26 protein-coding genes are annotated in these 24,221 nt (G+C 69.3%); 13 read left to right on the forward strand and 13 right to left on the reverse strand.

Translation table 11 applies throughout. The annotated features are described in order from the left end of the window. Positions 1–552: a TetR/AcrR family transcriptional regulator gene (locus tag ACIA8G_RS03235; RefSeq protein ID WP_396416603.1), complete on the reverse strand. Its 552-nt coding sequence runs from the start codon at positions 550–552 to the stop codon at positions 1–3. An 86-nt stretch (positions 553–638) separates the two neighbouring features. On the opposite strand from ACIA8G_RS03235, the gene ACIA8G_RS03240 reads away from it, so the two are divergent. Continuing rightward, positions 639–1,226, forward strand: a complete 588-nt coding sequence (locus ACIA8G_RS03240; protein ID WP_396416604.1) for a hypothetical protein — start codon at positions 639–641, stop codon at positions 1,224–1,226. Here the strand turns inward: ACIA8G_RS03240 and ACIA8G_RS03245 are convergent. The 4 genes from ACIA8G_RS03245 to ACIA8G_RS03260 are packed head-to-tail and all read right to left on the reverse strand — an operon-like array spanning position 1,210 to position 7,083. Further along, a complete protein-coding gene (locus ACIA8G_RS03245) occupies positions 1,210–3,576 on the reverse strand; it encodes an AMP-binding protein (RefSeq protein ID WP_396416605.1) in 2,367 nt (788 codons plus the stop codon). The genes ACIA8G_RS03240 and ACIA8G_RS03245 overlap by 17 nt on opposite strands. After that, positions 3,573–4,574 carry an ABC transporter ATP-binding protein gene (locus ACIA8G_RS03250; protein ID WP_396416606.1) on the reverse strand — a complete coding sequence of 334 codons (1,002 nt, stop codon included), beginning with the start codon at positions 4,572–4,574 and terminating at the stop codon, positions 3,573–3,575. The genes ACIA8G_RS03245 and ACIA8G_RS03250 overlap by 4 nt, the downstream gene beginning before the upstream one ends. After that, the gene (locus ACIA8G_RS03255) at positions 4,571–6,067 is read right to left on the reverse strand and encodes an ABC transporter permease (protein WP_396416607.1); all 1,497 of its coding nucleotides are present in this window, start codon (positions 6,065–6,067) and stop codon (positions 4,571–4,573) included. The genes ACIA8G_RS03250 and ACIA8G_RS03255 overlap by 4 nt, the downstream gene beginning before the upstream one ends. 5 nt (positions 6,068–6,072) lie before the next feature. Then, complete coding sequence (locus ACIA8G_RS03260) at positions 6,073–7,083, reverse strand: iron ABC transporter substrate-binding protein (protein WP_396416608.1); 1,011 nt, start codon at positions 7,081–7,083, stop codon at positions 6,073–6,075. A gap of 139 nt (positions 7,084–7,222) precedes the next feature. Between ACIA8G_RS03260 and ACIA8G_RS03265 the strand changes: the two genes are divergently transcribed. Beyond that, positions 7,223–7,513, forward strand: coding sequence for a DUF1905 domain-containing protein (locus tag ACIA8G_RS03265; protein ID WP_396416609.1), 291 nt, complete (start codon positions 7,223–7,225; stop codon positions 7,511–7,513). Here ACIA8G_RS03265 and ACIA8G_RS03270 read toward each other — a convergent pair. Further along, positions 7,510–8,643: an endonuclease/exonuclease/phosphatase family protein gene (locus ACIA8G_RS03270; protein WP_396416610.1), complete on the reverse strand. Its 1,134-nt coding sequence runs from the start codon at positions 8,641–8,643 to the stop codon at positions 7,510–7,512. The genes ACIA8G_RS03265 and ACIA8G_RS03270 overlap by 4 nt on opposite strands. 56 nt (positions 8,644–8,699) lie before the next feature. Next, positions 8,700–10,613 carry an MDR family MFS transporter gene (locus ACIA8G_RS03275; protein ID WP_396417305.1) on the reverse strand — a complete coding sequence of 638 codons (1,914 nt, stop codon included), beginning with the start codon at positions 10,611–10,613 and terminating at the stop codon, positions 8,700–8,702. A gap of 256 nt (positions 10,614–10,869) precedes the next feature. Between ACIA8G_RS03275 and ACIA8G_RS03280 the strand changes: the two genes are divergently transcribed. The 3 genes from ACIA8G_RS03280 to ACIA8G_RS03290 are packed head-to-tail and all read left to right on the forward strand — an operon-like array spanning position 10,870 to position 13,204. Next, the gene (locus ACIA8G_RS03280; protein WP_396417306.1) at positions 10,870–11,202 is read left to right on the forward strand and encodes a putative quinol monooxygenase; all 333 of its coding nucleotides are present in this window, start codon (positions 10,870–10,872) and stop codon (positions 11,200–11,202) included. Positions 11,203–11,243: 41 nt separating this feature from the next. After that, positions 11,244–11,522, forward strand: a complete 279-nt coding sequence (locus ACIA8G_RS03285) for a hypothetical protein (RefSeq protein WP_396416611.1) — start codon at positions 11,244–11,246, stop codon at positions 11,520–11,522. Beyond that, the gene (locus ACIA8G_RS03290; protein ID WP_396416612.1) at positions 11,519–13,204 is read left to right on the forward strand and encodes a GMC family oxidoreductase; all 1,686 of its coding nucleotides are present in this window, start codon (positions 11,519–11,521) and stop codon (positions 13,202–13,204) included. Before ACIA8G_RS03285 ends, ACIA8G_RS03290 begins: the two co-directional genes overlap by 4 nt. Here ACIA8G_RS03290 and ACIA8G_RS03295 read toward each other — a convergent pair. Beyond that, on the reverse strand, positions 13,170–13,625 hold the full coding sequence (locus ACIA8G_RS03295; protein WP_396416613.1) for a hypothetical protein: 456 nt from the start codon (positions 13,623–13,625) through the stop codon (positions 13,170–13,172). The two genes, ACIA8G_RS03290 and ACIA8G_RS03295, sit on opposite strands and share 35 nt — an antisense overlap. Before the next feature lie 85 nt (positions 13,626–13,710). Between ACIA8G_RS03295 and ACIA8G_RS03300 the strand changes: the two genes are divergently transcribed. Continuing rightward, a complete protein-coding gene (locus tag ACIA8G_RS03300; protein WP_396416614.1) occupies positions 13,711–14,085 on the forward strand; it encodes a YciI family protein in 375 nt (124 codons plus the stop codon). Here the strand turns inward: ACIA8G_RS03300 and ACIA8G_RS03305 are convergent. Beyond that, the gene (locus tag ACIA8G_RS03305; protein WP_396416615.1) at positions 14,070–14,600 is read right to left on the reverse strand and encodes a hypothetical protein; all 531 of its coding nucleotides are present in this window, start codon (positions 14,598–14,600) and stop codon (positions 14,070–14,072) included. The genes ACIA8G_RS03300 and ACIA8G_RS03305 overlap by 16 nt on opposite strands. Before the next feature lie 110 nt (positions 14,601–14,710). Between ACIA8G_RS03305 and ACIA8G_RS03310 the strand changes: the two genes are divergently transcribed. From ACIA8G_RS03310 to ACIA8G_RS03325, 4 genes are all read left to right on the forward strand, one after another. Continuing rightward, a complete protein-coding gene (locus ACIA8G_RS03310; protein WP_396416616.1) occupies positions 14,711–15,184 on the forward strand; it encodes a hypothetical protein in 474 nt (157 codons plus the stop codon). A gap of 127 nt (positions 15,185–15,311) precedes the next feature. Next, positions 15,312–16,307 carry an ABC transporter substrate-binding protein gene (locus tag ACIA8G_RS03315; RefSeq protein WP_396416617.1) on the forward strand — a complete coding sequence of 332 codons (996 nt, stop codon included), beginning with the start codon at positions 15,312–15,314 and terminating at the stop codon, positions 16,305–16,307. Then, positions 16,304–17,032 carry an ABC transporter ATP-binding protein gene (locus ACIA8G_RS03320; RefSeq protein WP_396416618.1) on the forward strand — a complete coding sequence of 243 codons (729 nt, stop codon included), beginning with the start codon at positions 16,304–16,306 and terminating at the stop codon, positions 17,030–17,032. The genes ACIA8G_RS03315 and ACIA8G_RS03320 overlap by 4 nt, the downstream gene beginning before the upstream one ends. Then, a complete protein-coding gene (locus ACIA8G_RS03325) occupies positions 17,029–17,760 on the forward strand; it encodes an ABC transporter permease (protein WP_396416619.1) in 732 nt (243 codons plus the stop codon). The genes ACIA8G_RS03320 and ACIA8G_RS03325 overlap by 4 nt, the downstream gene beginning before the upstream one ends. Here the strand turns inward: ACIA8G_RS03325 and ACIA8G_RS03330 are convergent. From ACIA8G_RS03330 to ACIA8G_RS03340, 3 genes are read right to left on the reverse strand one after another with little or no spacing between them, the layout of a single operon-like run. Beyond that, positions 17,751–18,416 carry a CE1759 family FMN reductase gene (locus ACIA8G_RS03330; RefSeq protein ID WP_396416620.1) on the reverse strand — a complete coding sequence of 222 codons (666 nt, stop codon included), beginning with the start codon at positions 18,414–18,416 and terminating at the stop codon, positions 17,751–17,753. The two genes, ACIA8G_RS03325 and ACIA8G_RS03330, sit on opposite strands and share 10 nt — an antisense overlap. Then, complete coding sequence (locus ACIA8G_RS03335) at positions 18,413–18,838, reverse strand: MarR family winged helix-turn-helix transcriptional regulator (RefSeq protein ID WP_396416621.1); 426 nt, start codon at positions 18,836–18,838, stop codon at positions 18,413–18,415. The genes ACIA8G_RS03330 and ACIA8G_RS03335 overlap by 4 nt, the downstream gene beginning before the upstream one ends. After that, positions 18,838–19,992 (reverse strand): LLM class flavin-dependent oxidoreductase, encoded by a 1,155-nt coding sequence (locus ACIA8G_RS03340; RefSeq protein WP_396416622.1) that lies wholly within the window; start codon positions 19,990–19,992, stop codon positions 18,838–18,840. Before ACIA8G_RS03340 ends, ACIA8G_RS03335 begins: the two co-directional genes overlap by 1 nt. A gap of 89 nt (positions 19,993–20,081) precedes the next feature. On the opposite strand from ACIA8G_RS03340, the gene ACIA8G_RS03345 reads away from it, so the two are divergent. From ACIA8G_RS03345 to ACIA8G_RS03355, 3 genes are read left to right on the forward strand one after another with little or no spacing between them, the layout of a single operon-like run. Beyond that, positions 20,082–20,693, forward strand: a complete 612-nt coding sequence (locus ACIA8G_RS03345) for an ATP-binding cassette domain-containing protein (RefSeq protein ID WP_396416623.1) — start codon at positions 20,082–20,084, stop codon at positions 20,691–20,693. Further along, positions 20,693–22,006, forward strand: a complete 1,314-nt coding sequence (locus tag ACIA8G_RS03350; protein ID WP_396417307.1) for a DUF6297 family protein — start codon at positions 20,693–20,695, stop codon at positions 22,004–22,006. Before ACIA8G_RS03345 ends, ACIA8G_RS03350 begins: the two co-directional genes overlap by 1 nt. Before the next feature lie 11 nt (positions 22,007–22,017). Continuing rightward, a complete protein-coding gene (locus ACIA8G_RS03355; RefSeq protein WP_396416624.1) occupies positions 22,018–23,535 on the forward strand; it encodes a nucleotidyl transferase AbiEii/AbiGii toxin family protein in 1,518 nt (505 codons plus the stop codon). On the opposite strand, the gene ACIA8G_RS03360 is transcribed toward ACIA8G_RS03355, so the two are convergent. Then, positions 23,532–24,191 carry a type 1 glutamine amidotransferase domain-containing protein gene (locus ACIA8G_RS03360; RefSeq protein WP_396416625.1) on the reverse strand — a complete coding sequence of 220 codons (660 nt, stop codon included), beginning with the start codon at positions 24,189–24,191 and terminating at the stop codon, positions 23,532–23,534. The genes ACIA8G_RS03355 and ACIA8G_RS03360 overlap by 4 nt on opposite strands. Positions 24,192–24,221 lie beyond the last annotated feature (30 nt).

Consider the following 24,221-nt stretch of genomic DNA (forward strand, 5'->3'; position numbering starts at 1 on the left):
TCAGGCCTCCCGGTGCCCGAGTGCGTCAGTGCAGGTTGCGAGGATCAAGGGACGCCACGTGGTCTTGTCGCCGACCTGGTTGGCCAGCAGCGTCAGCACGGCCATGGCGCTCAGTGCGCCGACGATCCGGATCGCGCGCTCAGGCTCGGTCTCGGGATCGACGACGAAGAGGTCGTTGAGCAGCAGTTCGTCCTGGGCCTTCTGGGTGTCCTCGCCCGGTGCTGTCATCGAGCGGAACATCAGCGAGACCATGCCAGGACGGTCGAGCGCGTAGTCGGTGAGCAACTCCAGCGCCCGGCGTTCGCGTGCGGGTCCCGGCGGCATCGGCGAGACGAGGTCGACCACCTGCCGGCACAACATCCGGCTGTGCTCCCACGTCGTTTCGAAGAGAGCGTCTTTGCTCGGGAAGTGGTGCAGCAGACCGGCTTTGGACAGTCCGACCGCGTCGGCGAGCGTCTTCAGCGACGTCTGCTCGAACCCGTGCCGCGCGAACAACGCGGCGGCGGCGTCGAGGAGCTTCTCGTCGACCCCGGTCCTGGTCTGTCGTGGCATGCGGACGACTTTACGGTGTTTACCGACCGATTCGGTAGGTAAGCCGACCGAAATGGTCGGTGGCGTTCGTCACGCACAATGGTCTGGTGATCGAGATGAACGCCGTCGTCGCTGCCCACAACCTGGTGAAGTACCCGGACTGGCCGACCGGCCCCTACTCGGACGGCGACGTCGTGCTGTCCGGCCGCATGTCGCGCGAGGACGTCGGCACGGCGCTCGCCGCGATCGCGCAGTACAACAACCGTCAGGAGCTCGGGCCGGACGGGCCGTCGTTGCTCGGCGGGTTGCTGTCGAGGGACCGCGTCGTCATGTACGGCGGGCTGCTGGTCAGGGACACGGTCACCGGCGTCGAGATCGAGCCGGGGTGCTGTCAGGGGCTGGAGGACTGGCGGGACTGGCGCGGCGTGCTCGACGGCGTGTACCCGTGGCTCGGACACTCACCCGATCCGAAGATCGAGATCGGTGCCGATGTCGTGCGGGTGTGGCCGGATGGGGACCACGCGGACGGGCCCGCCTGCGAGATTCCGCTGGCCTCGCTGCCGGGACACCTCGAGGCCGTGCGGCAGGACATGCTCGGGTTCCTGGAGCTGGTGCGGAAGTGGGCGCCGTACGGGATGGGGGAGGAGCTCGCCGCACGGTTCGACGAGCACTTCCACATCAGCGCGCCACTTTGACCGCCGCCCTGGAGATCCCGAGCCACGACACCACACCCACCACCAGGCACACCACGAACACGATCGAGGGCGGCGCCAGTTTCAGCAGGGGCGGGAACACCGCGTAGTGCGTGAGGTAGATGGCGAGTGAGGCGCTGGCCAGCAGGCTGACCGGGGTCAGCAGGCCGCGCGGCACCGGCACGCGCGAGAGCGACAGCAGCAGGATCAGGCCTCCGATGAGGACGATCTCGCGGGAGAGGTTCTCCATGCGGCCGGGGATCATCGCGACCGCGACCACCACGACCAGGCACTTCTGCCACAGCGCGGGGGAGCGGTGAGCGACCCAGCCGAGCGCGACGAACCACGCCGCGCCGAGCGTCGTCATGTTGCGCGCGAAGAAGTCGCCTTCGACGGTGAAGCGTGCGAGCAGGGTCAGCCCGAGCACGACCAGCGCGAACGCGTAGCTCTGCCGTTGTTCCCAGCGCCGCAGCGCCGGGATCACGAAAAGCAGCCCGCACAACAGAAGGACGTGCACGACGATTTCCACGAACCAGTAGCCGCCGGCGCCGCCGCGGGTGAAGCTGTTGACCAGCAAGATGTTGTCGACGGTCACACGGTCGGTCACGGCGGCCTGGTAGACGAGCCAGAGCGAGGTCGGCACCGCGATGAACGCCGTCGCGCGCAGGATCCGCAGCGGGTGCGCGGGCAGCAGGAACCGGGCGAGGTTCCAGCCCGCCACCACGAGCAGCAGGTGGGCGCCGCCGAGCAGCTTGAAGAACCCCACGTGCGAGCCGACGATGAGCAGGATCGCCAACGCCCGCAGCACGATCGTGGTGTCGATCATCGGGACGCGCCGGTGCGTGGTGCGGAGTTCTTCCAGCTCTGACACCGGCATCGTCGGCCACGACGCCGGCAGGTCGCCGAGCAACCGTTGCAGCTGAACGGTCATCTGCACGTACCGCAACGAGTCGCCGCCCAGCGAGGTGAACGTCGCGTCCGACGGCAGCGATCGCGCGCCCAAGACCGAGGCGAACACCTCGCGCACGGACCCCCACTCGCGGTCAGGAGGTGCCGCCACGGTTCGGTAGTCGATTTTTCCGTTGGACAGCAACGGGAATGACGTCACGGTGTAGGCGCGGACGGCGGACGCGGGCAGGCCGGTCAGGACGCGGACCAGCCTCGCGGCGCGGTCGGCGTCACCGAGCACTGCGACCACGAGACCGTCGTCGTCACCCGTGCAGGCCACCCGCAGGCCGTCCGCGGCCAGCGAGCGTTCCACCTGGTCGAGGTCGACGCGCAGGCCGAACGGCTTCACGAACCGGCTCTTGCGGCCGGTCACCGAGAACAGACCGTCCTCCACCGCACCGAGATCGCCGGTCCGCAGCTCGAACGTCGTGCGCCCCAGGGCCAGATCCTCCGGCGAGTGGGCGTAGCCGAGCATCACGTTGGGGCCGCGGTACACCAGCTCGCCCTCGTCGAGCCGCAGCTGCCCGCCGGGGATCGCCACCCCGATCGCGGACGGGTGGGACGCGGCGAGTCCGGGCGGCAGGTAGGCCATGCGCGCGGTGGCCTCGGTCTGGCCGTACATCACGAAGAACCGCCAGCCGCGCTCGATGCCGAGCGTCGCGTACCGCACGACGTCGCCGGGATCCAGCCGTCCACCGGCCTGCGTCACGTACCGCAGGCTCGGCAGATCCATCTGCTCGAAGCCGATGCCGTCGAGCAGACCGAACGTGTGCGGCACACCGTGCAGGCTCGTCACCCCGTGGGAGCGCACGAGGTCCCAGAACTCCGGTTCGATCACCGACCGGCCGGTCAGGACGATGCCGGCGCCGCGGGCGAGGTTGCTGTTCACGACCGACAGGCCGTAGCAGTAGTGCAGCGGCAACGACGTGATGGCGCGGTCGCTGGGCCGGATGTCCAGGTACTCACCGATCGCGGCGGCGTTCGCGACGACGTTGTCCGTGCTGAGCCGCACCAGCTTCGGTGACCCGGTGGTGCCGGACGTCGACAGCAGCAGGGCCAGGTCGGGGTGCAGCGAGTGCACGGTGCCCTCGTGCCGTTCCGTCCAGGAGCCGGCGATCACCACGTCCGGGTCGTACACCGAGGTGAGCGCCGGAATCTGGGCGGCGGAGGCGAGCACCACCGGATGCCCGCCGCGCAGTGCCGCCAGGTACGCCACCACCGACTCGGCGTCGTTCTCCACGGCCAGCAGCACCAGGCGCCGGGTCCGGCCAAGTCTCGCCGCGGCCGCGTCGACGCGTTCGTCGAGCTCGCGGTAGGTGAACGTGCCCTCCGCGGTGATCAGCGCGAGCCGGTCGCCGTGGGCGGCCAGTCTGTCGGCGAACCCGAGGTCCGCGGTGGCCGTCACGGCGTGCTCCCGAAGAACAACGCCGGCCCGTCGACCGACACCGCGACGGAGACTCCTGGCCGCACCGCGATCCGCCCCTGCACCCGCGACCGCACCTGCGTGCCGTCGGCGAGTCGCAGCAGCACCGTCGCGTCGTGACCGTGGAACAGCACGTCGTCCACAATGGACTCGATGCCGGCGGAGCCGAGGATGAGCTGCTCCGGGCGCAGCAACACAGTGCCGGGACCGTTGCCGGACGTCCGCAGCGTGCCGAGCGGCGTCCGCACCTGGCCGGCTTGGGCGACCCCGTCGAACGTCACCGCGTCGCCCACGAACAGCGCCACCCCGAGGTCGGCGGGCGAGGAGTAGATCGTCTGCGGCCGCGCGAGCTGTGCCACCGCACCGTCGCGCAGCACGGCGACGAGGTCCGCCATCCCCAGCGCTTCTTCCTGGTCGTGCGTCACCAGCAGCGCCGTCACGCCGGCCGCCCGCAAACTCGCCCGCACGTCCGCCCGGAGTTCCTCGCGCAGGCCGGCGTCCAAGGCCGAGAACGGCTCGTCGAGCAGCACGACCCCAGGACGCGGCGCCAGCGCACGGGCGAGCGCCACGCGTTGTGCCTGCCCGCCGGAGAGCTGCGCGGGCATCCGCGCACCGAACCCGGCCAGCCCCACCAGGTCGAGCAACTCCTCCACCCGCTCGCCTCGGTCGCCCCGCCTGAGCCCGAACCCGACGTTCCCCGCCACGCTGAGGTGCGGGAACAGCGCGCCTTCCTGCGGCACGATCCCGATTCCGCGCTGTTCGGGCGGCACCGCGGCCGTCAGTTCGCGATCACCCAGCCACACCTCACCCGAGGACACCGGGTGGAACCCGGCCAGCACCCGCAGCAGCGTCGTCTTGCCGCACCCGGAAGGCCCGAGGACGGCGAGCAGCCCGCCCTCCGGCACCGCGAGGTCGACCTCGCGCAGCACCGGTTCCCCGCCGTAGCCCGCGACGAGGCGTTTCACCGTCAGGCCGCTCATCGCTCACCTCCCAGGAACCGGTCCAGCACGACGGCCGGAATCGCTGCGACCACAAGAAGAACCGCCGCGTAGGGCGCCGCCGCGGCATACGCGGACACTTCGGTGCGCGTCCACAGCTCGGTCGCCAGGGTGTCCATTCCGGTCGGCCTGAGCAGCAAGGTTGCGGGCAACTCCTTGGCACACGTGAGGAACACGAGCGCGGTACCGGCCAAGATCCCCGGCGCCGCCAGTGGCACGGTCACCCGCAGCCCGGTCTCCCACCGCCCGTGCCCCAGCGACCGCGAGACCTCCTCCAGCACCGGCGGCGCGTGCGCGACACCGGTCCGCACCGCTCCGACGGCGAGCGGCAGGAACAGCACCGCGTAGGCGAACGCGAGCATCGGCGCCGTCTGGTAGAGCGCCGGGGCGAAGCGAATCCCGAAGAACACCAACGCCAGCCCGACCGTGATCCCCGGCAGCGCGTGTCCGGCGAAACTGGCCAGCTCGACCCCTCGTGCGAGCCGGCCCCGGTGCCGCGCTGCCAGGATTCCCACCGGCAACGCCAGCAGCAGCGTCAGCAGCGCGCCGAACGCCGACACCGCGACGGTGTTCCCGGTCGTGGCCAACAGATCGAACACCTCGAACGTCGACGTGCCCGCCACCAGCCACCAGGTCAGGCTGACCACCGGCACGCCGAGCGTCAGCAGGACCAGCGTCACCGCGCCCGCGGACGCGGGTACCCGAGCCCGGCCGAGCGGCACGGTCAACGGCTGACGACGTCCGCGATGCGCGGTGACCCCCCGTGCTCGCCGTTCGCCCAGCGTCAGCGCGATCGCCAGCACCACCAGGATCAGTCCGAGGATCGCGGCCGGTGTGCGGTCGAACGTCGCCCGGTAGCTGGTATAGATGCCAAGCGTGAAAGCCTCGTACCGCATCAGCGACACCGCACCGAAGTCACTCAGGACGTACAGCGCCACCAGCAACCCGCCCGCGAGCGCCGCCGGCCGGATCTGCCGCAGCGTCACGGAGAAGAACACCTGACGACTCGTGCGGCCGAGCGAGCGCGCGACCTCCTCCACCGCCGGATCGGCCGTGCGCAACGCGGCGGCCACCGGCAGCAGGACGTAGGGATACGACACGAGTGTCAGCACCACGAACGCTCCGGCGAACCCGGTGAGATCCGGGAACACGGAGATCCAGGTGAACCCGGCGACGTACGACGGCACCGCCAGCGGCAACACCAGCAGCACCCCGAGAACCCGGCGGCCCGGCAGATCGCTGCGGACCGTCAGCCACGCGCTGAGCACACCCAGGACGAGGCACGCGGCCGTCACCGCCACCGCGAGCGACAGGCTGCGCAGCGCCAGTTCCGCGGTCCGGGTCCGCACCAGGACGTCCCACACGACGCCCCCGCCGCGTTCGAACGAACGCACCGCCAGGTACGCCAGCGGCAGCAATGCAGCCGCGGCGACGACTAGGGAGAGCGTGGTGAGAGTGGGTGCGGCCCGGTGCACGGGCCTCAGGACAACCCCGCTTCCTGCAACAGCTTCACCGTCTCCTGCAGGGACGACAGCTTGGAGAGGTCGATGTCGGGTGCGTGGAGGTCCGTGATCGGCGGAAGCTTGTGCTTGCTCGACTTCACGTCCGGGTTCGCCGGATACTCGGCGGTCTGGTCGGCGAAGTGCCGCTGCGCCTGCTCGGACAGCAGGAACCGCACGGCCTTCTGCGCGGCCTCGCTCTGGTTGCTGCCCTGGACGACCCCGACGCCGGCCACGTTGACCAGCGCGAGCGGGTCACCACCGCCGACGCGGTGCAGTTTGGCCTTCATGTTGGCCTCGCCGCCCTTCTCCGCGGCCGAGGCGTACCAGTAGTAGTGGTTGATCAGTCCAAAGGGGAGCTGACCGTCGTCGACGGCCTTGAGGATGTTGACGTTGTTGTCGTAGCGCTTCGGGTCGTTGGCGGCGAACTTCTTCAGCCACTCCTTGGCGAAGTCCTCACCCTTGAGCACGCGCACCGACGTCACGAACGCCTGCCACGACGCGTTCGTCGGCGCGTACCCGATCTTGCCGCGCCACTTGGGGTCCACGACGTCGTCGATCGTCTTGGGCAGGTCGGCTTCGGTGACCACGCGCGGGTCGTACGCGATGACACGTGCGCGCGCACTCGTGGCCACCCAGCGCTTGTCGCGCGCCTGGTAGGTCTGCGGCACCATGCCCAGCACGTCCGCGGGCAGTTCGGCGAGCCTGCCCTGCGCGCCGACGGCGCCGAGCGCGCCGGCGTCCTGCGAGAAGAACACGTCGGCCTCGGTGCCCTGGCCTTCCTCGAGCAGCTGCGCGGCCATTTCGCCGCTGCCGCCGTAACGGACCTGCACATCGATTCCGACGGCGTCCTCGAGCTGCTTGAGGAGTGCCCCGACCAATTGTTCGTTGCGGCCGGAATAAATGATCAGGTCGTTCGCGGAACTGCAGGCCGTCAACATCGACGCCAGCAGGGCGGCGACCACTGTCACGGTGCGTGCACGACGCCTCACCGGCGGTCCTCCTCGACTCACAACCCAGGTCAGACGGGCGGAGACAAGGTAAAGCTAACCTAACGAGACATTCAAGATGTGGATGCCAACATGTGATGGGATGCCGGACACATCACCTGTTTGGCCCCATAATGTGGCAATGTTCGTCTTCGACGCCGAATTGTGGCTGTGGGACGCCCGCCGCGCGGACACGTGGACTTTCGTGACGTTACCCGAGGCCGTGTCCGAACAAATCAGGGAACTGGCCACGCCCGGCGCCGGCTTCGGTTCGGTGAAGGTCCGCGTCGGGCTGGGTGCCAGCAACTGGTCGACTTCGGTGTTCCCGGACAAGCAGTCCGGGTGCTACGTGCTGCCGATCAAGGCGGCGGTGCGGAAGTCGGCCGGTGTCGGTCCCGGCGATGTCGTGGAGTTGACCGTCGAGGTGGTTTAGGCGCTCCAGTCGATGTCGGCGTAGATCGCGGCGTGGTCGCTGGCCGCGTGCACCTCGTTGGTCATGCTTTCGTAGACGTCCCAACGGTCTTTGGTCCGCGGGCCGCGCCACACGCCTTTGCGGAACACACCACCACCGGTCGCCTTGGCGAACAGCTCCGGCGTGAGCAGGATGTAGTCGATCTTGCCGCGTTCGTTGGTGCCGCGGTAGGTACCGAGGCGGTGGTCCCAGTCGAAGTTCTCGTGCTCGCTGATGTCCTTGAGACCGGTGCGCTGGAACAACGGCCGGAGCGCCTCGCTGTCCGCGGTGTCGTTGAGATCGCCGACGACCGCGACGTGCTCGTGGCCCTCGTCGCGCAGCCGGTTCACGATGCGGGCGATGCGAACGGCCTGCCGGAACCGCCGCCGCGCGCCGATCGGATCGCCGGGCGCGCCGTAGCCCTTGGACTTCAGGTGGTTGACGAGCACCACGACCTCCGGACCGGCGGGCGTGCGCACGTGGTACTCGGCGCAGTCGCGGGAGAAGACCACGCCCGAGGAATCCTTGGCGTACACGTGGGTCCTGATGGTGATGACCTGGTGCTCGTCGCGCGTCAGAAGTCCGACGTTGATGCCGCGCTCGTCGTTGCCGTCGATGAGGTGCACCTCGTCGTACGGGGTCCAGCCGACGTTCTTGAGCAGGCTGGCGGAGAACATCTGCAGCAGCTCGCGGGACTCGGCCTCGACCACGCCGAGCACGTGCGCGCCGACGTCGCGCATCACCTGGGCGGTGTGGCGGGTGGCGAGCTCGCTGATGGGTTCCGTGGTGAGCTCGACCCAGCCGACCCACGACTCGCGACCGCTTGCCACGACTGAGGTTTCGCCCGTGCGGTGCCGCGCGAGGAACCGGCCGCGGATGCGCCGCAGGATCGCGTACTTGCTCCGGTCACCCCGCAGCAACTCCAGCGTCGACAGGTGCTCCTTGAGCTCTTCCTTGACCTCGGGGGTGTAGGTCTCGGCGGCGATGAGTTCGTTGAACCTCGCGTGGGCAGCGAGGATCGGGGCCGCGTGCTTGGTCGCGTTGCGGCCCATCACTTTGGGGCGCTCGAACATGTTCTCCACGTTGAACGACCCGATTCGCGTGGTGCTCATCGCTTCCAGGGTCGCATGTGGATCCTTGCGCCCGGCTGGGCTAGCCGGGTGATCTTCTAGAGTCGGGCGAGCTGGCGGCTGCCCTCGATCAGCTCATCGGTGAACGAGTCGAGCGCACGGGCGAAGTCGCGCTGGTCCGGTTCGTGCCAGTCCTCCAGCTGGTCGAGCAGCCACTGCCGCCACGCCTGCAGGAGCTGCGCGAACACGTCCACGCCGAGTGCGGTGAACCGGTAGCCGTCGTCGCAGAACTCGAGGTGCCCGGACCGCACGAGTGCCTGCGCGGTCGGCTCGAAGATACCGCCGGGCACCTTGGTCATCTCGGAGATCTCGTGCAGCGTCGCGACGCCGTCGTCCATCGAAGCCCGGTACACGCGCCCGAGCAGCCACGCCTGCTCCAGCGGCAGGCCGACGCCGGAGCGCCGCAGCACCTCGCCGCTGGGGTGGACCTTCGACTTCGAGATGACGGTCGCGACCAGCTTGCGCAGTTCGTCGAAGGAGTTCGACGCCGGCGCGGCGAAGCTCTCGCCCACGCCGCTGTTGCCGGTGGCGGCGGCACGGCTGGTGTCGCGCAACTGGACCTGCGGCAGGAAGAACGCGACCGCCAGGGCGATCAGGCCGATCGGTGCGGCGATCAGGAACATCGTCTGCACGGTCTCGGCGTAGCCGGCGACCACGGGTGCCTTCAACGCCGCCGGCAGGGCGTGGACGGCGGCCGGGCTCGCGATCGCGCCGGGATCGACGCCGGGCGGCACGACGAGGTGCTTCGGCAGCTGGTTCGCGTAGATCGTGCCGAAGATCGCGACACCGAACGAGCTGCCCATCGTGCGCAGGAAGCTGATGCCGGACGTGGCGACGCCGAGATCGCTGTAGTTCGCGGTGCTCTGCACGACGATCACCGGCACCTGCATCACCAGGCCGATGCCCGCGCCGAGCACGACCATGAACGCGCCCATGACCCAGTAACTCGTGTCAGCGTCCAAAAAGGACAGCAGCAGGAGTCCTAGTGCCAGGCCGACGGATCCGATGATCGGGAAGACCCGGTACTGACCGGTGCGGCTGATCACGCTGCCGGTGAGCAACGCCGTGGCCATCAGCCCGGCGATGAGCGGCAGCATCCACAACCCGGACGCGGTCGCCGACTCGCCGCGCACGTACTGCAGGTAGATCGGCAGGTAGGTGATGCCGCCGAGCATCGCGAACCCGACGACGAAGCTCAGCACACCCGACACCGTGAACACCCGGCTGCGGAACAACCGCATCGGCAGCATCGGCTCGGCCGCGCGTTGCTCGACGAACACGAACGCCACGAGGAGCACGATCGAGCCGGCCGCCATCCACAGGATCGTCGGCGACGTCCACGGATACTCGGTACCGCCCCAACTCGTGACCAGCGTCAACCCGGTGGCCGCCAGCGCGATCAGCGCGATGCCCGCGTAGTCGATCTTCGCCTGCCCCACCGCCTTGATGGTGGGCAGCGCGGCGAGTGCCACCAGCACCACGGCGATGCCGAGCGGGATGTTCACGTAGAACGCCCACCGCCAGCTCAGGTGGTCGACGAACAGCCCGCCGAGCAGCGGCCCGGCCACCGTCGCGACGCCGAACACCGCGCCCGCGAACCCCTGGAACTTGCCGCGCTCCCGCAACGGCACCACGTCCGCGATGATCGCCGTCGCGGTGACCATCAACCCGCCCGCGCCGAGCCCCTGGACCGCGCGGAAGGCGATCAGCGTGCCCATCGACTCCGACCAGCCCGCGAAGAACGACCCGACCAGGAACAGCACGATGCTGATCACGAACGTCTTCTTGCGCCCGTACAGGTCGCCGAACTTGCCGATCAGCACCGTCATGATCGTCTCGGCGAGCAGGTACGACGTCACCACCCACGACAGGTGCGCGCCGCCGCCCAGCTCGGCGACCATGGTGGGCAGCGCGGTGGACACGATGGTCTGGTCGAGGGCGGCCAGCAGCATGGCCAGCAGGACTGCCGCTACGACCAGGTTCCGCCTGCGGGTGTCGATCTCGGGCACGGCGCCGATGATCGCGCAGGTTCCGCCGGACCGCGCGGCCGATCTCGCCGAGGACAGCACCTCGGGTGACGAGGTGTACCCAGGAGTGGGACTCGCTAACGTGGCGATGTTGTCGGGCGTGACGGGCGCGGAGCCCGCGGGCCGATCGCGGGCTAGGGTCGGAGGCGGTCACGAGCCCGATCACGACTCGGAGGTCGTCTTGATCTTCATCACCGCCAAGTTCCAGGTCCTGCCCGAGCACGCCGACACCTGGTCAGAGCTGTCCAGGAGCTTCACCGAGGCCACCCGAGCAGAACCAGGCTGCCTGTGGTTCGACTGGTCCCGCAGCATCGCCGATGCCAACGAGTACGTGCTGGTCGAGGCATTCCGCGACGGTGACGCCGGAGCCGCGCACGTGCAGTCGGAGCACTTCAAGAACGCCCAGAAGGAGCTGCCGCAGTACCTCGCGGAGACGCCGAAGATCGTGAACACGGTGCTGGAGCAGGACGACTGGTCGCGGCTGGGCGAGATGGAGGTTGCGCCACGCGGGTGACCGGCCGGGCGTGGCGGCGCTTCGCCGTCGAGGATGGCGGGATGGACGCCTTCGTGGAGTTGTCCGCCGAGCTCACCGGGTTCTCGGTGGAGGAGCTGAGGTCGACCGGACTGGTCGAGCAGTACGCGGGGCTGGCGGCGGACGCGTCGCCGGCGGAGATCATCGAGCTCTGGTACACCGGCGTCTGGCGCGGGGTGGTCCCGAGTTCCCGCGCCTACGCCGAGGGGCTGGCGTGGAAGGCGTTCGGGGGTGCGCCGCCGGGGACACGAGCGCCCGGCTTCGGCAGCTGGGAGCAGAGACCGCGAAGAAGCCTCTCGTGAGAGCCGTGGTCGTCGGCGCCGGGTTCGCCGGATCGTTGATCGCGAAGGTGCTGGGGGACAACGGGTTCCGCGTGCTCGTGCTGGAGGCGGGCACGGAGACGGGCCACGACGACGCGGTGCGCACCTTCCAGACCGCGCTGGTCAAGACACCGCTCGCGCCGTACCGGCAGACCGTCGCCGCGCCGTCGAGCGACTACCTGATCAACACCGGGCCGTTCGAGTACGCGAGTCCGTACCTGCGGATGAACGGGGGCACCGGGGCCGCCTGGACCGGCATCACGCCGCGGATGCACCCCGAGGACTTCCGCACCGCCGACCTGGGGCACGGGCGCAACTGGCCCATCTCCTACGACGATCTCGAGCCCTCCTACCGGGCGGCGGAGTGGGAGATCGGCGTGTCGGCCGACGCCGACGAGCAGCGCGGGCATCTGCCGATCCCGGACGGGTACGTCTATCCGATGCACGCCTTGCCTCGCACGTATCTCGACCACGCGGTCGCGTCCGTTGTGGACGGTCGGCGGATCGACGGGCAGGAGCTGCGGGTCACCGGCACCCCGCAGGCGCGCAACGGTGTGCCGGTCAAGGGGTACCGGCCGGACGGGAACCTGTGCTCCGGCTTCGCGAGCTGTGTGCCGGTCTGCCCGGAGAGCGCGAAGTACACGCCGCTCAGGACCCAGAAACGCTGGTCGGACAACGTCGAGCTGCGCACACGGTGCGTCGTGAACAGGCTCCACGCCGACGAGTTCGGGCGCGTCACCAAGGTCGGTTATCAGCGGTACTACGACGACACGTCTGGCACGCACACGCGGCACGAGGTCGAGGCGGACGTCGTGGTGCTCGCCGCGCACGCCATCGAGAACGCGAAACTGCTGCTGATGTCCGGGCTCGCGAACAGCAGCGACCAGGTAGGCCGCAACCTGATGGACCACCCGACGCTGCTCACGTGGGCGCTGATGCCCGAACCGATCGGGCCGTTCCGCGGGCCGGGGTCGACTACGGGCATCGAGGCCTTCCGGTGCGGGCCGCAGCGGTGCACGCGGGCGCCGTTCCGGGTCGAGATCGGCAACTGGGGCTGGGGCTGGTCTGCGGGCAGTCCCGGCAGCGACACGAGGGAGTTCGTCGCGGCCGGGTTGCGGGGGACCGCGCTGCGCAACGCGGTCGCGGACCGCGTCGGCAGGCAGTTCACGCTGCAGATCGAGGTCGAGCAGGAGGCTGATCCGACCAACCGGATCACACTCGACCACGCGCGCAGAGACGCTCTCGGCAACCCGCGCCCGTCCGTCCACTACGGACTGTCCGGCTACGTGCAGGACGGCCTGCTGGCGGCGAAACGGGTGTCGGACCAGCTCTTCGAGATGCTGAAGGCCGAGGACTACACGCAGTACAAGCCGGACGGGGAGCGGTACTTCGAGCACGACGGGGTGCCGTTGCGCTACTGGAGTGCCGGGCACATCGGTGGCACGCACGTGATGGGCGCGACACCCCAGAATTCGGTCGTCGACCAGTGGCAACGCTGCTGGGACCACCCCAACCTCTACGCGGTGGGCTGCGGCAGCATGCCGTCGCTCGGCACGTCCAACCCGTCGATCACGATGGCCGCGCTCGCTCTACGGACGGCGGGCCACCTCGTGTCACGACGGGCCGAGCTCAGTCCGGCGCCGCACCTCGCGCACGACCGGTGATCAGCAGGAGCGCGGCGGCCACCGTGACGACGGTGATGCCGTTGCCGAACGCCCACAGGACCGCGTGGTCGTGCACCTGCTCGCGGGAGGCGGCCGGATCGCGGAACAGCGGGTTGACCTGCGTGATCAGCAGGATCTTCATGGCCAGCGCGACCGCGAGGCAGCCGAGCGCGACGTTCCAGGCCCGCAGCACACGGCCGGGTGCCGTCCGTGGGAGCCGCACGCGCGTGACGACCGCCAACGCCACGCCGAGCGGCGCCCAGGGCAGGTAGTAGTAGACGGGGCTGCCGGCCGCGAACGTGCCGACGAGCGTGCCAGGCCGTGGATCCGCCAGCAGCTGCGGATTCCACACGATCTGCTCGTAGAGGTTGCCGAACAGCCACATGCTGAGCAGGCCGACGACCAGCCGGGAAGAAATCATGATGTCAGGATGTCGAAAGCGCCCCGACGTCGATCGACGGAGGTGTGGGCGGCGCAGCGCTGCCTGCTGACACCGAGGAGATGACATGCGGTTCTTGCTGATGCACCGGGTCCCGGAGGACGACAACGCCTCGTGGGATCCGGTCCCCGAGCTGGTCGAGCGGATGAACGCCTTCGTCGAGAAGCTGAGCGCGGAGGGCGTCATGCTCGGCGCCGAGGGCGTGCAGAAGGTGGGCGCGACGGTGCGCAGGCGCGGCACCGCCATCAGGTCGACCGACGGGCCGTTCGCCGAGGCCAAGGAGGTCGTCGGCGGGTTTCTGCTGATCAGCGCGAAGGACCTCGCCGAGGCCACGGCCGTCGCCGAGGAGTACATCACCTGCTTCGCCGGCGTCGAGGAGATGTCGGTCGAGGTGCGGCAGGTCGCGGAGTTCGAGGACCTCGAGCCCTACCTGGCCAAGTAGCGCAGCTCCACGACGAACCACTCGCCGGCGAGCTGACACGGCCCGCCTGGGTGGAGCCGCACGTCCTCGGTGTCGAGGGCAGCGAGCACGTGCGGCCCCTCCAGGTCCAGTGCCGCGTCGGCGACGGTCCGGACGCTGACGTCGTCGGGCGAGATGTCCAGTGGCTCACCGACGTTCTCGCCGAGGTCTTTCAGCTCCACGAGCCGGTTGCGGTAGAACGACGTCCCTATGTTGGTGAGGCGGTGGACCGGCGATACGGGCCGGTACACCGAACCGCCGCGGTGCTCCGAGATGAACCGGGGCTCGCTGCCGTCCAGCCAGTCCATCCGGCCTTCCGAGCCGTCGATGCTCAGCACGACGTACGGGTTGTGGTGCAGGTGCCAGGGATGGGTCTCGCCCGGTTCGAGCGACACCTCCCACACGCGGACCACGGGATCGTCGTAGAGGACGAGCTGACCCACGTCGACCAGCACGATCTCCTCGCCGGACGGCGAGATCACGATGTCGCCCCGCATTGCTCCTCCTGTGTGGCAACCGAAGTGGTCGAGCGGGCGTGTTGTGGTGGGGCGTCAAAGGGGGCGAAAGGCGCCTGCAACCGCGTTTCGCAAGGTTGAGGGGACTTCAGATGAAACGTCTTGTGGCCACGATCATCGTGGCCTTGTCCGTCCTGGCGGGCATGGCAGGAACGGCGTCCGCGGCGCCGGGTGAGTTCTGCAATCTGAACATCGACACCGGCAAGCAGACCTGTTTCGCCACTGATGGGGAGCTTCGCGCGAGCAAGTCCGCGGCCGAGTACCTCCTCGTGGAACTGTCCGTCGACATCAACCACGTCAACAGGGCGTGGGTGACCTCCACCAGGCCGTGCACGGCGGCCTACGACAACGAGACCGACATGGTCATCCCCAACCTCAGCGTCATCAGCCGTGACCGGAACATCAGCTCGTTCGTCCCGCACTACTGCCGCGTGAGGTTCTGGGACGGCCTGAACTACTCGGGCACGGACAGTCCTCTGGGGTACAACGTCTGCGCCAACATGCACAACTGCTTCGGGTCGGCTGGAGACTGGAACGACCGGCCGCGCTCGCTCCGCATGACCTGAGCCTGACACCGGTGTCGGCCGTCCTGGCGCGCGCCAGGACGGCCCCGGCCGCCGATCGGTCATGGTCATCAGTCCTCCCCGCCGTCTATGTTCTCCGAAGAGGGTGCCTTCGGGGGAGGGGAACATCATGAAGCCGGTTTCAGTCGTCCTGCTCGCGATCATGCTGGCCGTCACGGGGTGCGGTGGCTCACCGCAGACCAGCGAGGCGAAGCGGGACAAGGTCAGCTACCTGACGTCCTTCAACACGTTCGGCCGCGACGCGTACGCGTACGTGGCTCAGGAGAAGGGGTTCTTCGCCGAGGCGGGCATCGACGTCACGATCACACCGGGCACCGGCAGCGTCGACGTGCTCAAGCTCGTCGCCGGCGGCCGGGCGGACTTCGGCGTCGCCGACTTCACCGCCACCGCGATCACCGCGGCGAAGGAGAAGTTGCCCGTCACCACGATCGCGGCCATCCAGCAACGGTCGCTCGCCGCGATCGTCGCGCTGGAGGGCAGCGGCATCACGAAACCGGCCGACCTGGCCGGCAAGAAGATCGGCGACCAGCCGGGCTCGACGAACCAGGTCATGTTCCCGGTCTACGCCAAGGCGGCCGGCCTCGATCCCGCGCAGGTCCAGTTCGTGCCGTCGGCTCCGCCCGCGCTGCCGCAGCTGCTGGCGGCCGGGCAGGTGGACGGGATCGGGCAGTTCGTCGTCGGCAAGCCGCTGATCGAGGCGGCGGCCAAGGGCAAGAAGGTGGTCGTGCTGCCGTACGGCGATCTGGTGCCGGACCTGTACGGCAACGCGCTGGTGACCTCGAAGGACACCGCCGCGCAGAAACCCGAGCTGGTGCAGCGGTTCACCGGTGCGTTGCTCAGGGGGCTGACCTACTCGGTCGAGCACCCGGACGAGCTCGGCCAGATTCTCAAGAAGTACCAGCCGACTCAGGACGCGGCCGTCGCCAGCGCCGAGGTCACGCTGATGGCGCCGTACGTCAAACCCGCCGGGTTCAGCGGACCGGTCGGTGAGCTGACCGAGGCGCGGGTCGAGAAGATCATCCGCACGCTCGTGGAGGCCGGGGCGATCCCGGACGGGTTGCGCCCCGCGGACATCGCGTCGTTCGGGCTGGCGCCGAAGAAGTGATCACGCTTCAGCGGGTCGCGCACGTCTTCGGGACCGTCGAGGCGCTGGCCGGGATCGACCTCGACGTGGGCGAGCACGAGTTCGTCGCGGTGATCGGGCGGTCCGGTTGTGGCAAGTCGACGTTGCTGCGGTTGATCGCCGGGCTGCTGACGCCTGCCGGGGGATTGATCGAGGTGGCGGGCACCGCGGTGACCAGGCCGCGGCGCGACGTCTCGGTGATGTTCCAGCGGCCGGCGTTGCTGCCGTGGCGGTCGGTGCTGTCCAACGTGCTGTTGCCGATCGAGATCTTCGGCCTGGGAGATCACCGGGACCGGGCGCACGAGCTGCTGGAGCTGGTGGGACTCAAAGGGTTCGAGAAACGGCTGCCGCACGAGTTGTCCGGCGGGATGCAGCAACGGGTGTCGCTGTGCCGGTCGTTGATCCAGAGCCCGCGGGTGATGCTGATGGACGAGCCGTTCTCCGCGTTGGACGCGCTGACGCGGGAGGAGCTTTCCCTGGAGCTGCAACGGGTTCAGCTCGAGGTGCCCCGGTCGGTCGTGTTCGTGACGCACTCGATCGAGGAGGCCGTGCTGCTCGCGGACCGGATCGTGGTGCTGAGCCCGCGGCCCGGCCGCATCCACCGGATCGTCGACGTCGGCCTGCCCCGGCCGCGGGCGTTCGGGCAGGCCGAGCTGGACGAGGTGAGCCGGGAGCTGCGCGGGGCGCTCGAGGAGGTGCGGGCGTGAAGATCGTGCTGCCGGTCCTCGGCCTGCTGGCGATCATCGGCCTCTGGTGGCTGGTGACGATCGTCTTCGCGATCGACTCGTTCCTCGTGCCGTCGCCGGCCGACGTCGTGTCGTCGTTCCTGGAGTTTCCCGGCTATCTGCTGGAACAGAGCCTGGTCACGTTGCAGGAGACCGTTCTCGGCTTCCTGCTGTCCATCGTGGCCGGTGTGCCGCTCGCGCTGCTGATCGTCGGCTCGAAGATCCTGGAGCGGATGTTCTACCCGTTGCTGGTCGCGCTGAACGCCGTGCCGAAGATCGCGATCGCGCCGATCGTGGTGGTGTGGTTCGGGTTCGGCATCGAGTCGAAGGTGCTCATGGTCGTGCTGGTGTGCATCTTCCCGGTGGTCATCTCGACCGCGTCCGGTATGAAGTCCACGCCCCACGAGCTGGTCGAGCTGTTCCGGTCGCTGGACGCCTCGCGCACGCACGAGTTCTTCAAACTGCGGCTGCGGCACGCGCTGCCGCAGATCTTCGTCGGGCTGAAGGTGTCGATCACGCTGGCGGTGATCGGGGCCGTGATCGGCGAGTTCGTCGGCAGCAGCGCCGGACTGGGCTACGTGATCAACCAGTCCGGCGCCAGCGCCGACACCTCGCTCGCCTTCGCGGCGATGGCCCTGCTCGCGGTGATGAGCGTCGCGCTCTTCTACGGCCTGACCTACGCCGAGAAGAAGCTCCTGCCCTACGCGTGACCGCCCGCGGCCAGGCGCATCAGGTCGGAGTCGAAGTCGATCGACACCTCGGTGCCGCCGGCGCTGCCGAACTCGTGCTGGTAGCGGCCCCACGACTCGTCGCGCACCTGCTTCTCGAACCCGGAGGCCATCAGCGCCACCAGTTCGAGCGCGGCGCGGTCGACGCGCTTGTTCAGCGCCGGGTCCGTCCAGTCCTCGGTCGCGGCGAACAGCGACGTCGGCACCACCACGGTGCGCAGGTAGGCGAAGAGCCCGCGGATCTGGTCGTCCACCACGAGGGCGTGCCGGGCGGTGCCGGCGGTCGCGGCGAGCACGACGGGCTTCGCGATCAGCAGGTCGTTGTCCAGGATCTGGAAGAACGACGTGAACAGCCCGCTCGCGCCCGCCTTGTAGACAGGGGTGCTCGCGACGATGCCGTCGGCGTGCTGCAGCGCGGTGATCGCCTTCTGCAGCTTCGCGCCGATGTGGTTGGACACCAGCGCGTTCGCGATCTCGCCGGCCAGCTCGCGCAGCTCGACGACCTGCGTGACGACCTTGCGCTGCTTCTCGGACGCGAGCTGGGTGACGCGGCCCGCGACGCGGTCGGCGAGCAGGCGGGTGGACGACGGGTCGCTCGTGCCGGCCGAGACGACCACGAGCTGGAACTGTTCGGTCATGACTCCTCGCTCCGGACCAGTTTGGCGGTGATCGCGGCCAGCTGGTCGAGTTCTTCCGGTGTCAGCACGGTCAACGCGCGGGCGACGCTCCTGGCGTGCGGGCGGCCGATCTGCTGCTGTGTCTTGCGGCCGGCCGGGGTGAGCGACAGGCGCACACCCCGCCGGTCACCGGGGTCGGGGCAGCGGTCCACCAGCCCGCGGTCGGTCAGGCGGTCGACCATGCGGGACAGCGCGGGCTGGCTCAGCAGCACGTGGCGGTTCAGCTCGCTCATCCGGAGTGGACCGTCGCATTTGGACAACGTGTAGAGCACGTCGTACTCCCGCATGGTCAGCTCACCCCAGACGTCCTCCGCGTTGAACCGCTTCATCAGCACGGCGTAGGCCTTCATCAGGGACTCCCACGCCTCGTTGGCGCGGGTCATCAGGCGTCCTGGTAGGGCGTGCCGCCGGTGACGTTGTCACCCCGGTTGGCGTTCGGCTTCGGCTGGCGGGCCGGCTGGTCGCCGTACTTCTCCTTGACGCGCAACGCGTGCGTCGGCGGCTTGGCGGTCTCCGGGTCCTGGCGGGACTCGATCTCCTTGCGCAGCACCGGAACCACCTCCTCGCCCAGCAGGTCGAGCTGGTTCAGCACCATCTTGAGCGGCAGACCGGCGTGGTCCATCAGGAACATCTGCCGCTGGTAGTCGCCGAAGTGCTCGCGGAAGGTCAGCGTCTTGTCGATGACCTCCTGCGGGCTGCCGACCGACAGCGGCGTCTGCGCCATGAAGTCCTCCATCGTCGGCCCGTGCCCGTAGACCGGTGCCTCGTTGAAGTACGGCCGGAACTCGTTCTTGGCGTCCTGCGAGCGCTTCGCGATGTACGCCTGGCCGCCGAGACCGACGACGGCCTGCTTCTCCGTGCCGTGGCCGTAGTGCGCGTACCGCTGGCGGTAGAACTTGATCAGCCGCATGTAGTGCTCTTTCGGCCAGAAGATGTTGTTCGCGAAGAAGCCGTCGCCGTAGTAGGCGGCCTGCTCCGCGATCTCCGGCGTGCGGATCGACCCGTGCCACACGAACGGCGGCACGTCGTCCAGCGGCCGCGGCGTGGAGGTGAAGCCCTGCAACGGCGTGCGGAACTTCCCTTCCCAGTCCACCACGTCCTCGCGCCACAACCGGTGCAGGAGGTTGTAGTTCTCCAGCGCCATCGGCAGGCTCTGCCGGATGTCCGCGCCGAACCACGGGTAGACCGGCGCGGTGTTGCCGCGGCCCAGCATGAGGTCCATGCGGCCCTTCGACAGGTGCTGCAGCATCGCGTACTCCTCGGCGATGCGCACCGGGTCGTTCGTGGTGATCAGCGTCGTCGCGGTGCTGACGATCAGCTTCTTGGTCTTCGCCGCGATGTGGCTCAGCAGCGTGGTCGGGGCGGAGGAGAAGAACGGCGGGTTGTGGTGCTCGCCGATCGCGAACACGTCGAGCCCGACCTCCTCGGCCTTCTCGGCGATCTGCACGATCGCGTCGATGCGCTCGGCCTCGCTGGGGGTCTCGCCGCTCACCGGGTCCCTGGTGATGTCGCTCACCGAGAAGATTCCGAACTGCACGGCACCCGCCTCCTTCTGGTCTCAAGTTCTATGCGTTTGCATCTACCTTAACGCCTGAGGCCCTGACCTATTCCCACTACCCTGATCACATGCTTGAGGTGCGGGAACTCCGCAAGAGCTACGGCGACGACCCCGTGTTCGCCGGCCTCGGGTTCGTTGTCGCGGCGGGGGAGGCCGTGGCGGTCGTCGGCAGCAACGGCTCCGGCAAGTCGACGTTGCTCAAGTGCCTGGTCGGGGCCGAGACCCAGGACGGCGGCGAGGTGCTGGTCGACGGCGTGCCGCGGGACGAGGCGTCCGCGTCGTTCCGCGCACTCACCGCCTCGCTGCTCGACGACGCCGACTACTTCCCGGACCTGTCCGTGGTGGAGCACCTGCGGCTGCTGGCGTGGTTGCACGCCACGCCGGAGGCCGAACGGGACGTGCTCGACGTCGTGGGGGAACTGGGGCTGACCGCGGTGCGGGACCAGCTGCCGCCCACGTTGTCGAGCGGGCAGCGGCATCGGCTGGGCCTCGCCTCGTGCTTCGTGCGGCCGCGCGGACTGCTGGTGCTGGACGAACCCGAGCAGCGGCTCGACGCGCAGGGCAGGACGTGGCTGCGCGAGCGGCTCAAGGCGGAGAAGGCGGCCGGGGTGGCTGTCGTGTTCGCGTCGCACGACCACGACCTCGTCGAGGCGGTCGCCGACCGGACCGTCAGCCTGTGATGCCGTCGGCTGTCGATGTCCGCCGCAGGCTGAAGCCCGCACCTCTGCCGTGGCGGTTCCGGCTGGCCCGCCTGTACGAGCGGCTGGTGAACGTGGCGATCGTCGGAGCGGTCGGCTGGGGTCTCGCGGGCGAGGGGCTGGGCAAGACCGGGCAGGCGGACGGGTGGACCGCCCTGTGGCTGTCCGTGCTGGCGGCGGTCGTGCTGCTCAAGGTGCTGCTGGCGTTCGGGCCGGTGTTCGCGGGGCGGGATCGGGTGTTCTGGGTGCTGAGCACGCCGGTGGACCGGGCCGCGTTGCTGTTGCCGCGGTTGTTCGGGCTGCTTGGGCTCGGTGCGGCGGTGGGGGCGGTGTGGCCTGCGGCTGTGTTCGGGGTGGTGGGGGCGAGCTCACCGCTGGGACCGGTGCTGTTCGTGGGGTCGGCGGCGGCCGGGTTGGTTGTGGTGGCGGGTGCGGTGGTGTTGCAACGCTTGCGGGTGCGCCCTCAGGCTTGGCTGAGTGTTGTCGCCGGGTTGGTCGTGCTGTTGTTGTGCGCCAACGTCTTGGGCGCCTACACCGGGCCTGGTGATCTCACGGTCGCGGTCTGGCTGACACCGGTCGCCGTTGTGCTGGGCCTGATCGCGGTCTTGTCGTTGCGGCACCTGCACCGTGCTGATCTGACCGCTGGTGCTTCGCTCGCGGCGGTGGTGCGGGTGTCGGTGGCGTGGTTCGACCTGGCCCTGCTGGGGGCGATCCTGGCGGAGCGACCTGCGGAGGCGCTCGGCCGGGTGAGGTCGGCGCGAGTGCGGGGATCACGGCTGACCGTGCTGATGTGGACGGACGTGCTGCGCGCACGACGGGCGCCGAACGCACTGCTGGTCTGGGCCGCATTGCTGCCGTTTCCCGCGTTGGTGGCGCTCGGGGGCGAGGTCGGCTGGGTGCCCGCGGTGCATCTCGTCGCCGCGTTCCTCGCCACCGACCGGCTGGCCGCCGGTCTCAAAGCCGTCTGCCGGTCACCGGCGCTGCGGCGGACCCTGGGGGTGCCGGACCGGTCGCTGCGTGCCGCGCACCTGGTCGTGCCCGCCTGCGGCGCGGTGGTGTGGTGCGTGGCGACAGCGACGTTCACCCCGCACGTCTCCTGGCTCAACGCGGCGGTGTCCGCGGCCGGGGCGGTCGCCGTGGTCTACCGGATCGCGACCAGGCCACCGCTCGACTACAGCGTCGCCGCGATCGACTTCGGGGTGCTCGGGCCGGTGCCGCTCGGCCTGCTCGTGCAGCTGAGCCGGGGTCCGGTGCTGCTGTATTTGTTGTGTGTGTTGCAGGTTCTGCTCGGCTAAGGTCTGCCGCCATGTATTCGGGTGAGTTCGAGCTGCACCTGACCGGGTCGGAGTGGCAGGTCGACGAGCTGGCGGCGTTCGCCGGGGAGCACGGCGTCAAGTTCAGCCACATCGAGCTGCACCGCGGCGAGATGCCATCGCAGCCGATGCTGACGATCGGCGTCAAGGGCACGCTCGACGAGGTGCGGGCCGTCGCGGACGGCTGGCGTGCGCGCATGCTCGCGGCCGAGTTGTACGTGGTGCGGATCAAGATCGAGGCGGCGCCGTGGAACGAGGGGGTGCCGCAGTCCGATGAGGACGCCGATCCCGCGCTGTACTTCGAGCACCACGTGAAGCTGCTGCTGAGGGGACAGTGGCACCGAGACGTCCTGGTGACCGTCGAGTCTCACAACGCGCACATCTCCCGCAACGCTCGTCGTCGCCGGGAGGACTACGCGGAGGAGCGGTTCGTCACCCAGCGGTGCTTCGGCGTGGGTCGTGCCACGGCGAAAGCACAACTCCAGGCGCTGCTCGACGATCTGCAGCAGTTCGAGGTGCTGGAGATCGAGGAGGAGTACGTCGTCGACGACGACGCGCTGCACGTCGACAAGGGCTGGTTCGAAGGCAGGTACGACTTCAGCACCAGTGACGAGCGGCTGCGGCAGGCACCGCCGGGGGTGGACGGCTTTCCGCGCACCTACCAGCCGCTCGTGATCAAGCCGAGCCACGACATCAAGCAGCGCGCTGTGTTCGATCCGGCGCTCAAGCACTTCGACCACGCTTTCCGCGGTGGCGAGCCGAAGTTCGGCGACCAGGAGCAGGGTGCGAGGTGGCTCGACGCGCGGCGGAAGGCCATGGCACATCTCCTGGGCCTCATCGGCGGCTCGGAGTGGCGCGACAACCTGGTGCTGCGCGGCAGCGCCGTGATGCGGGAGTGGTTCGGCGCCGCCGCGCGCGAGCCCGGTGACCTCGACTTCGTGGTCACGCCGCCCGGCATCACGGTCGACGGCAGGGAGGCCGGGCGGCTGATCGGCGGCCTCGTGGGGCTGGTGTACGACGACCCCGGCCCCGGACTGAGGCCGGAGGAGGCCGCCACCGAGGACATCTGGACCTACGACCGGGTGCCCGGCCTGAGGCTGGTGTTCCCGTTCGACGTCGAGGGGCTGCCGAGCGGCGCGATCCAGATCGACCTGGTGTTCAACGAGGAGCTGCCGGTCGAGCCGGAGCTCCTGGAGATCGCCGGCACGACCCTGCTCGCCGCGAACCAGGAGCTGTCGCTCGCGTGGAAGATCCAGTGGCTCCTGAGCGACAAGTGGCCGCAGGCCAAGGACCTCTACGACGCGGCATTGCTCGCTCAGCACACCACGGTGCGGTTCGATCTCGTGCACCAGCTGATGCGGCCCACGGCGAACGAGATGGAGAACTGGTTCGCCGTGGGCGGCGCGCTGGACCTGGGCGACGTCGACTGGGACAACGCGCCGAGCGAGCTCCCGGCGACCAGGGCCGACGAGAAGGCCCTGATCCTGCGGATCACCGCCGCGCTCCGTTAGATCAGTGCGGCGACCTGGGTCGCGGTGGCCACGGTGGACTGCGGGTTCTGGCCGGTGACGAACCTGCCGTCCACGACCACCGTGCTCGACCACGGTGCACCCGACGCCAGGCGCCCGCCCAGCTCCGCCAGCCGGCCGGCGACCGAGTAGGGGACGTTCAGGCCACCCTGGCGCTCCTCCTCGTCGCTGAAGACGGCCATTTCCTTGCCGGCGAAGACGAACGTGCCGTCCGCGCGGACCGCGCTCAGCAGGCCGGCCGGGCCGTGGCACAGGGCGGCGACGAGCTTGCCGCTGTCGTGGAAGTCGGCCAGCAACGCGCCGAGCGTCTGGTCGAACGCCAGGTCCGCCATCGGGCCGTGGCCGCCCGGCAGGTAGATGGCGTCGAAGTCCGCGGCGTTCATCGCGGCCAGGGTCGCCGGTGCGCGCAGATCCTCCAGCGACGCAACGGCTTCGTCGAACGTGCCGTCGAGGCTCGCCTTGTCGACGGTCGGCACGACACCGCCGGGCGTCGCGATGGTGACCTCGAGACCGGCCTCGCGCAGCACGCGCACCGACTCGACCACTTCCTCGGCCCAGAACCCCGTGGGGTGGCTCGTGCCGTCCGCCATCGTCAGCGCGTCGGCGCCGGACACGACCATCAGGACCTTCTTCATCATGCGTTCCTCTCTCAATGAATGCTTGCTCGG

The organism is Lentzea sp. NPDC051213, assembly GCF_044455585.1.
Taxonomy (GTDB): domain Bacteria; phylum Actinomycetota; class Actinomycetes; order Mycobacteriales; family Pseudonocardiaceae; genus Lentzea.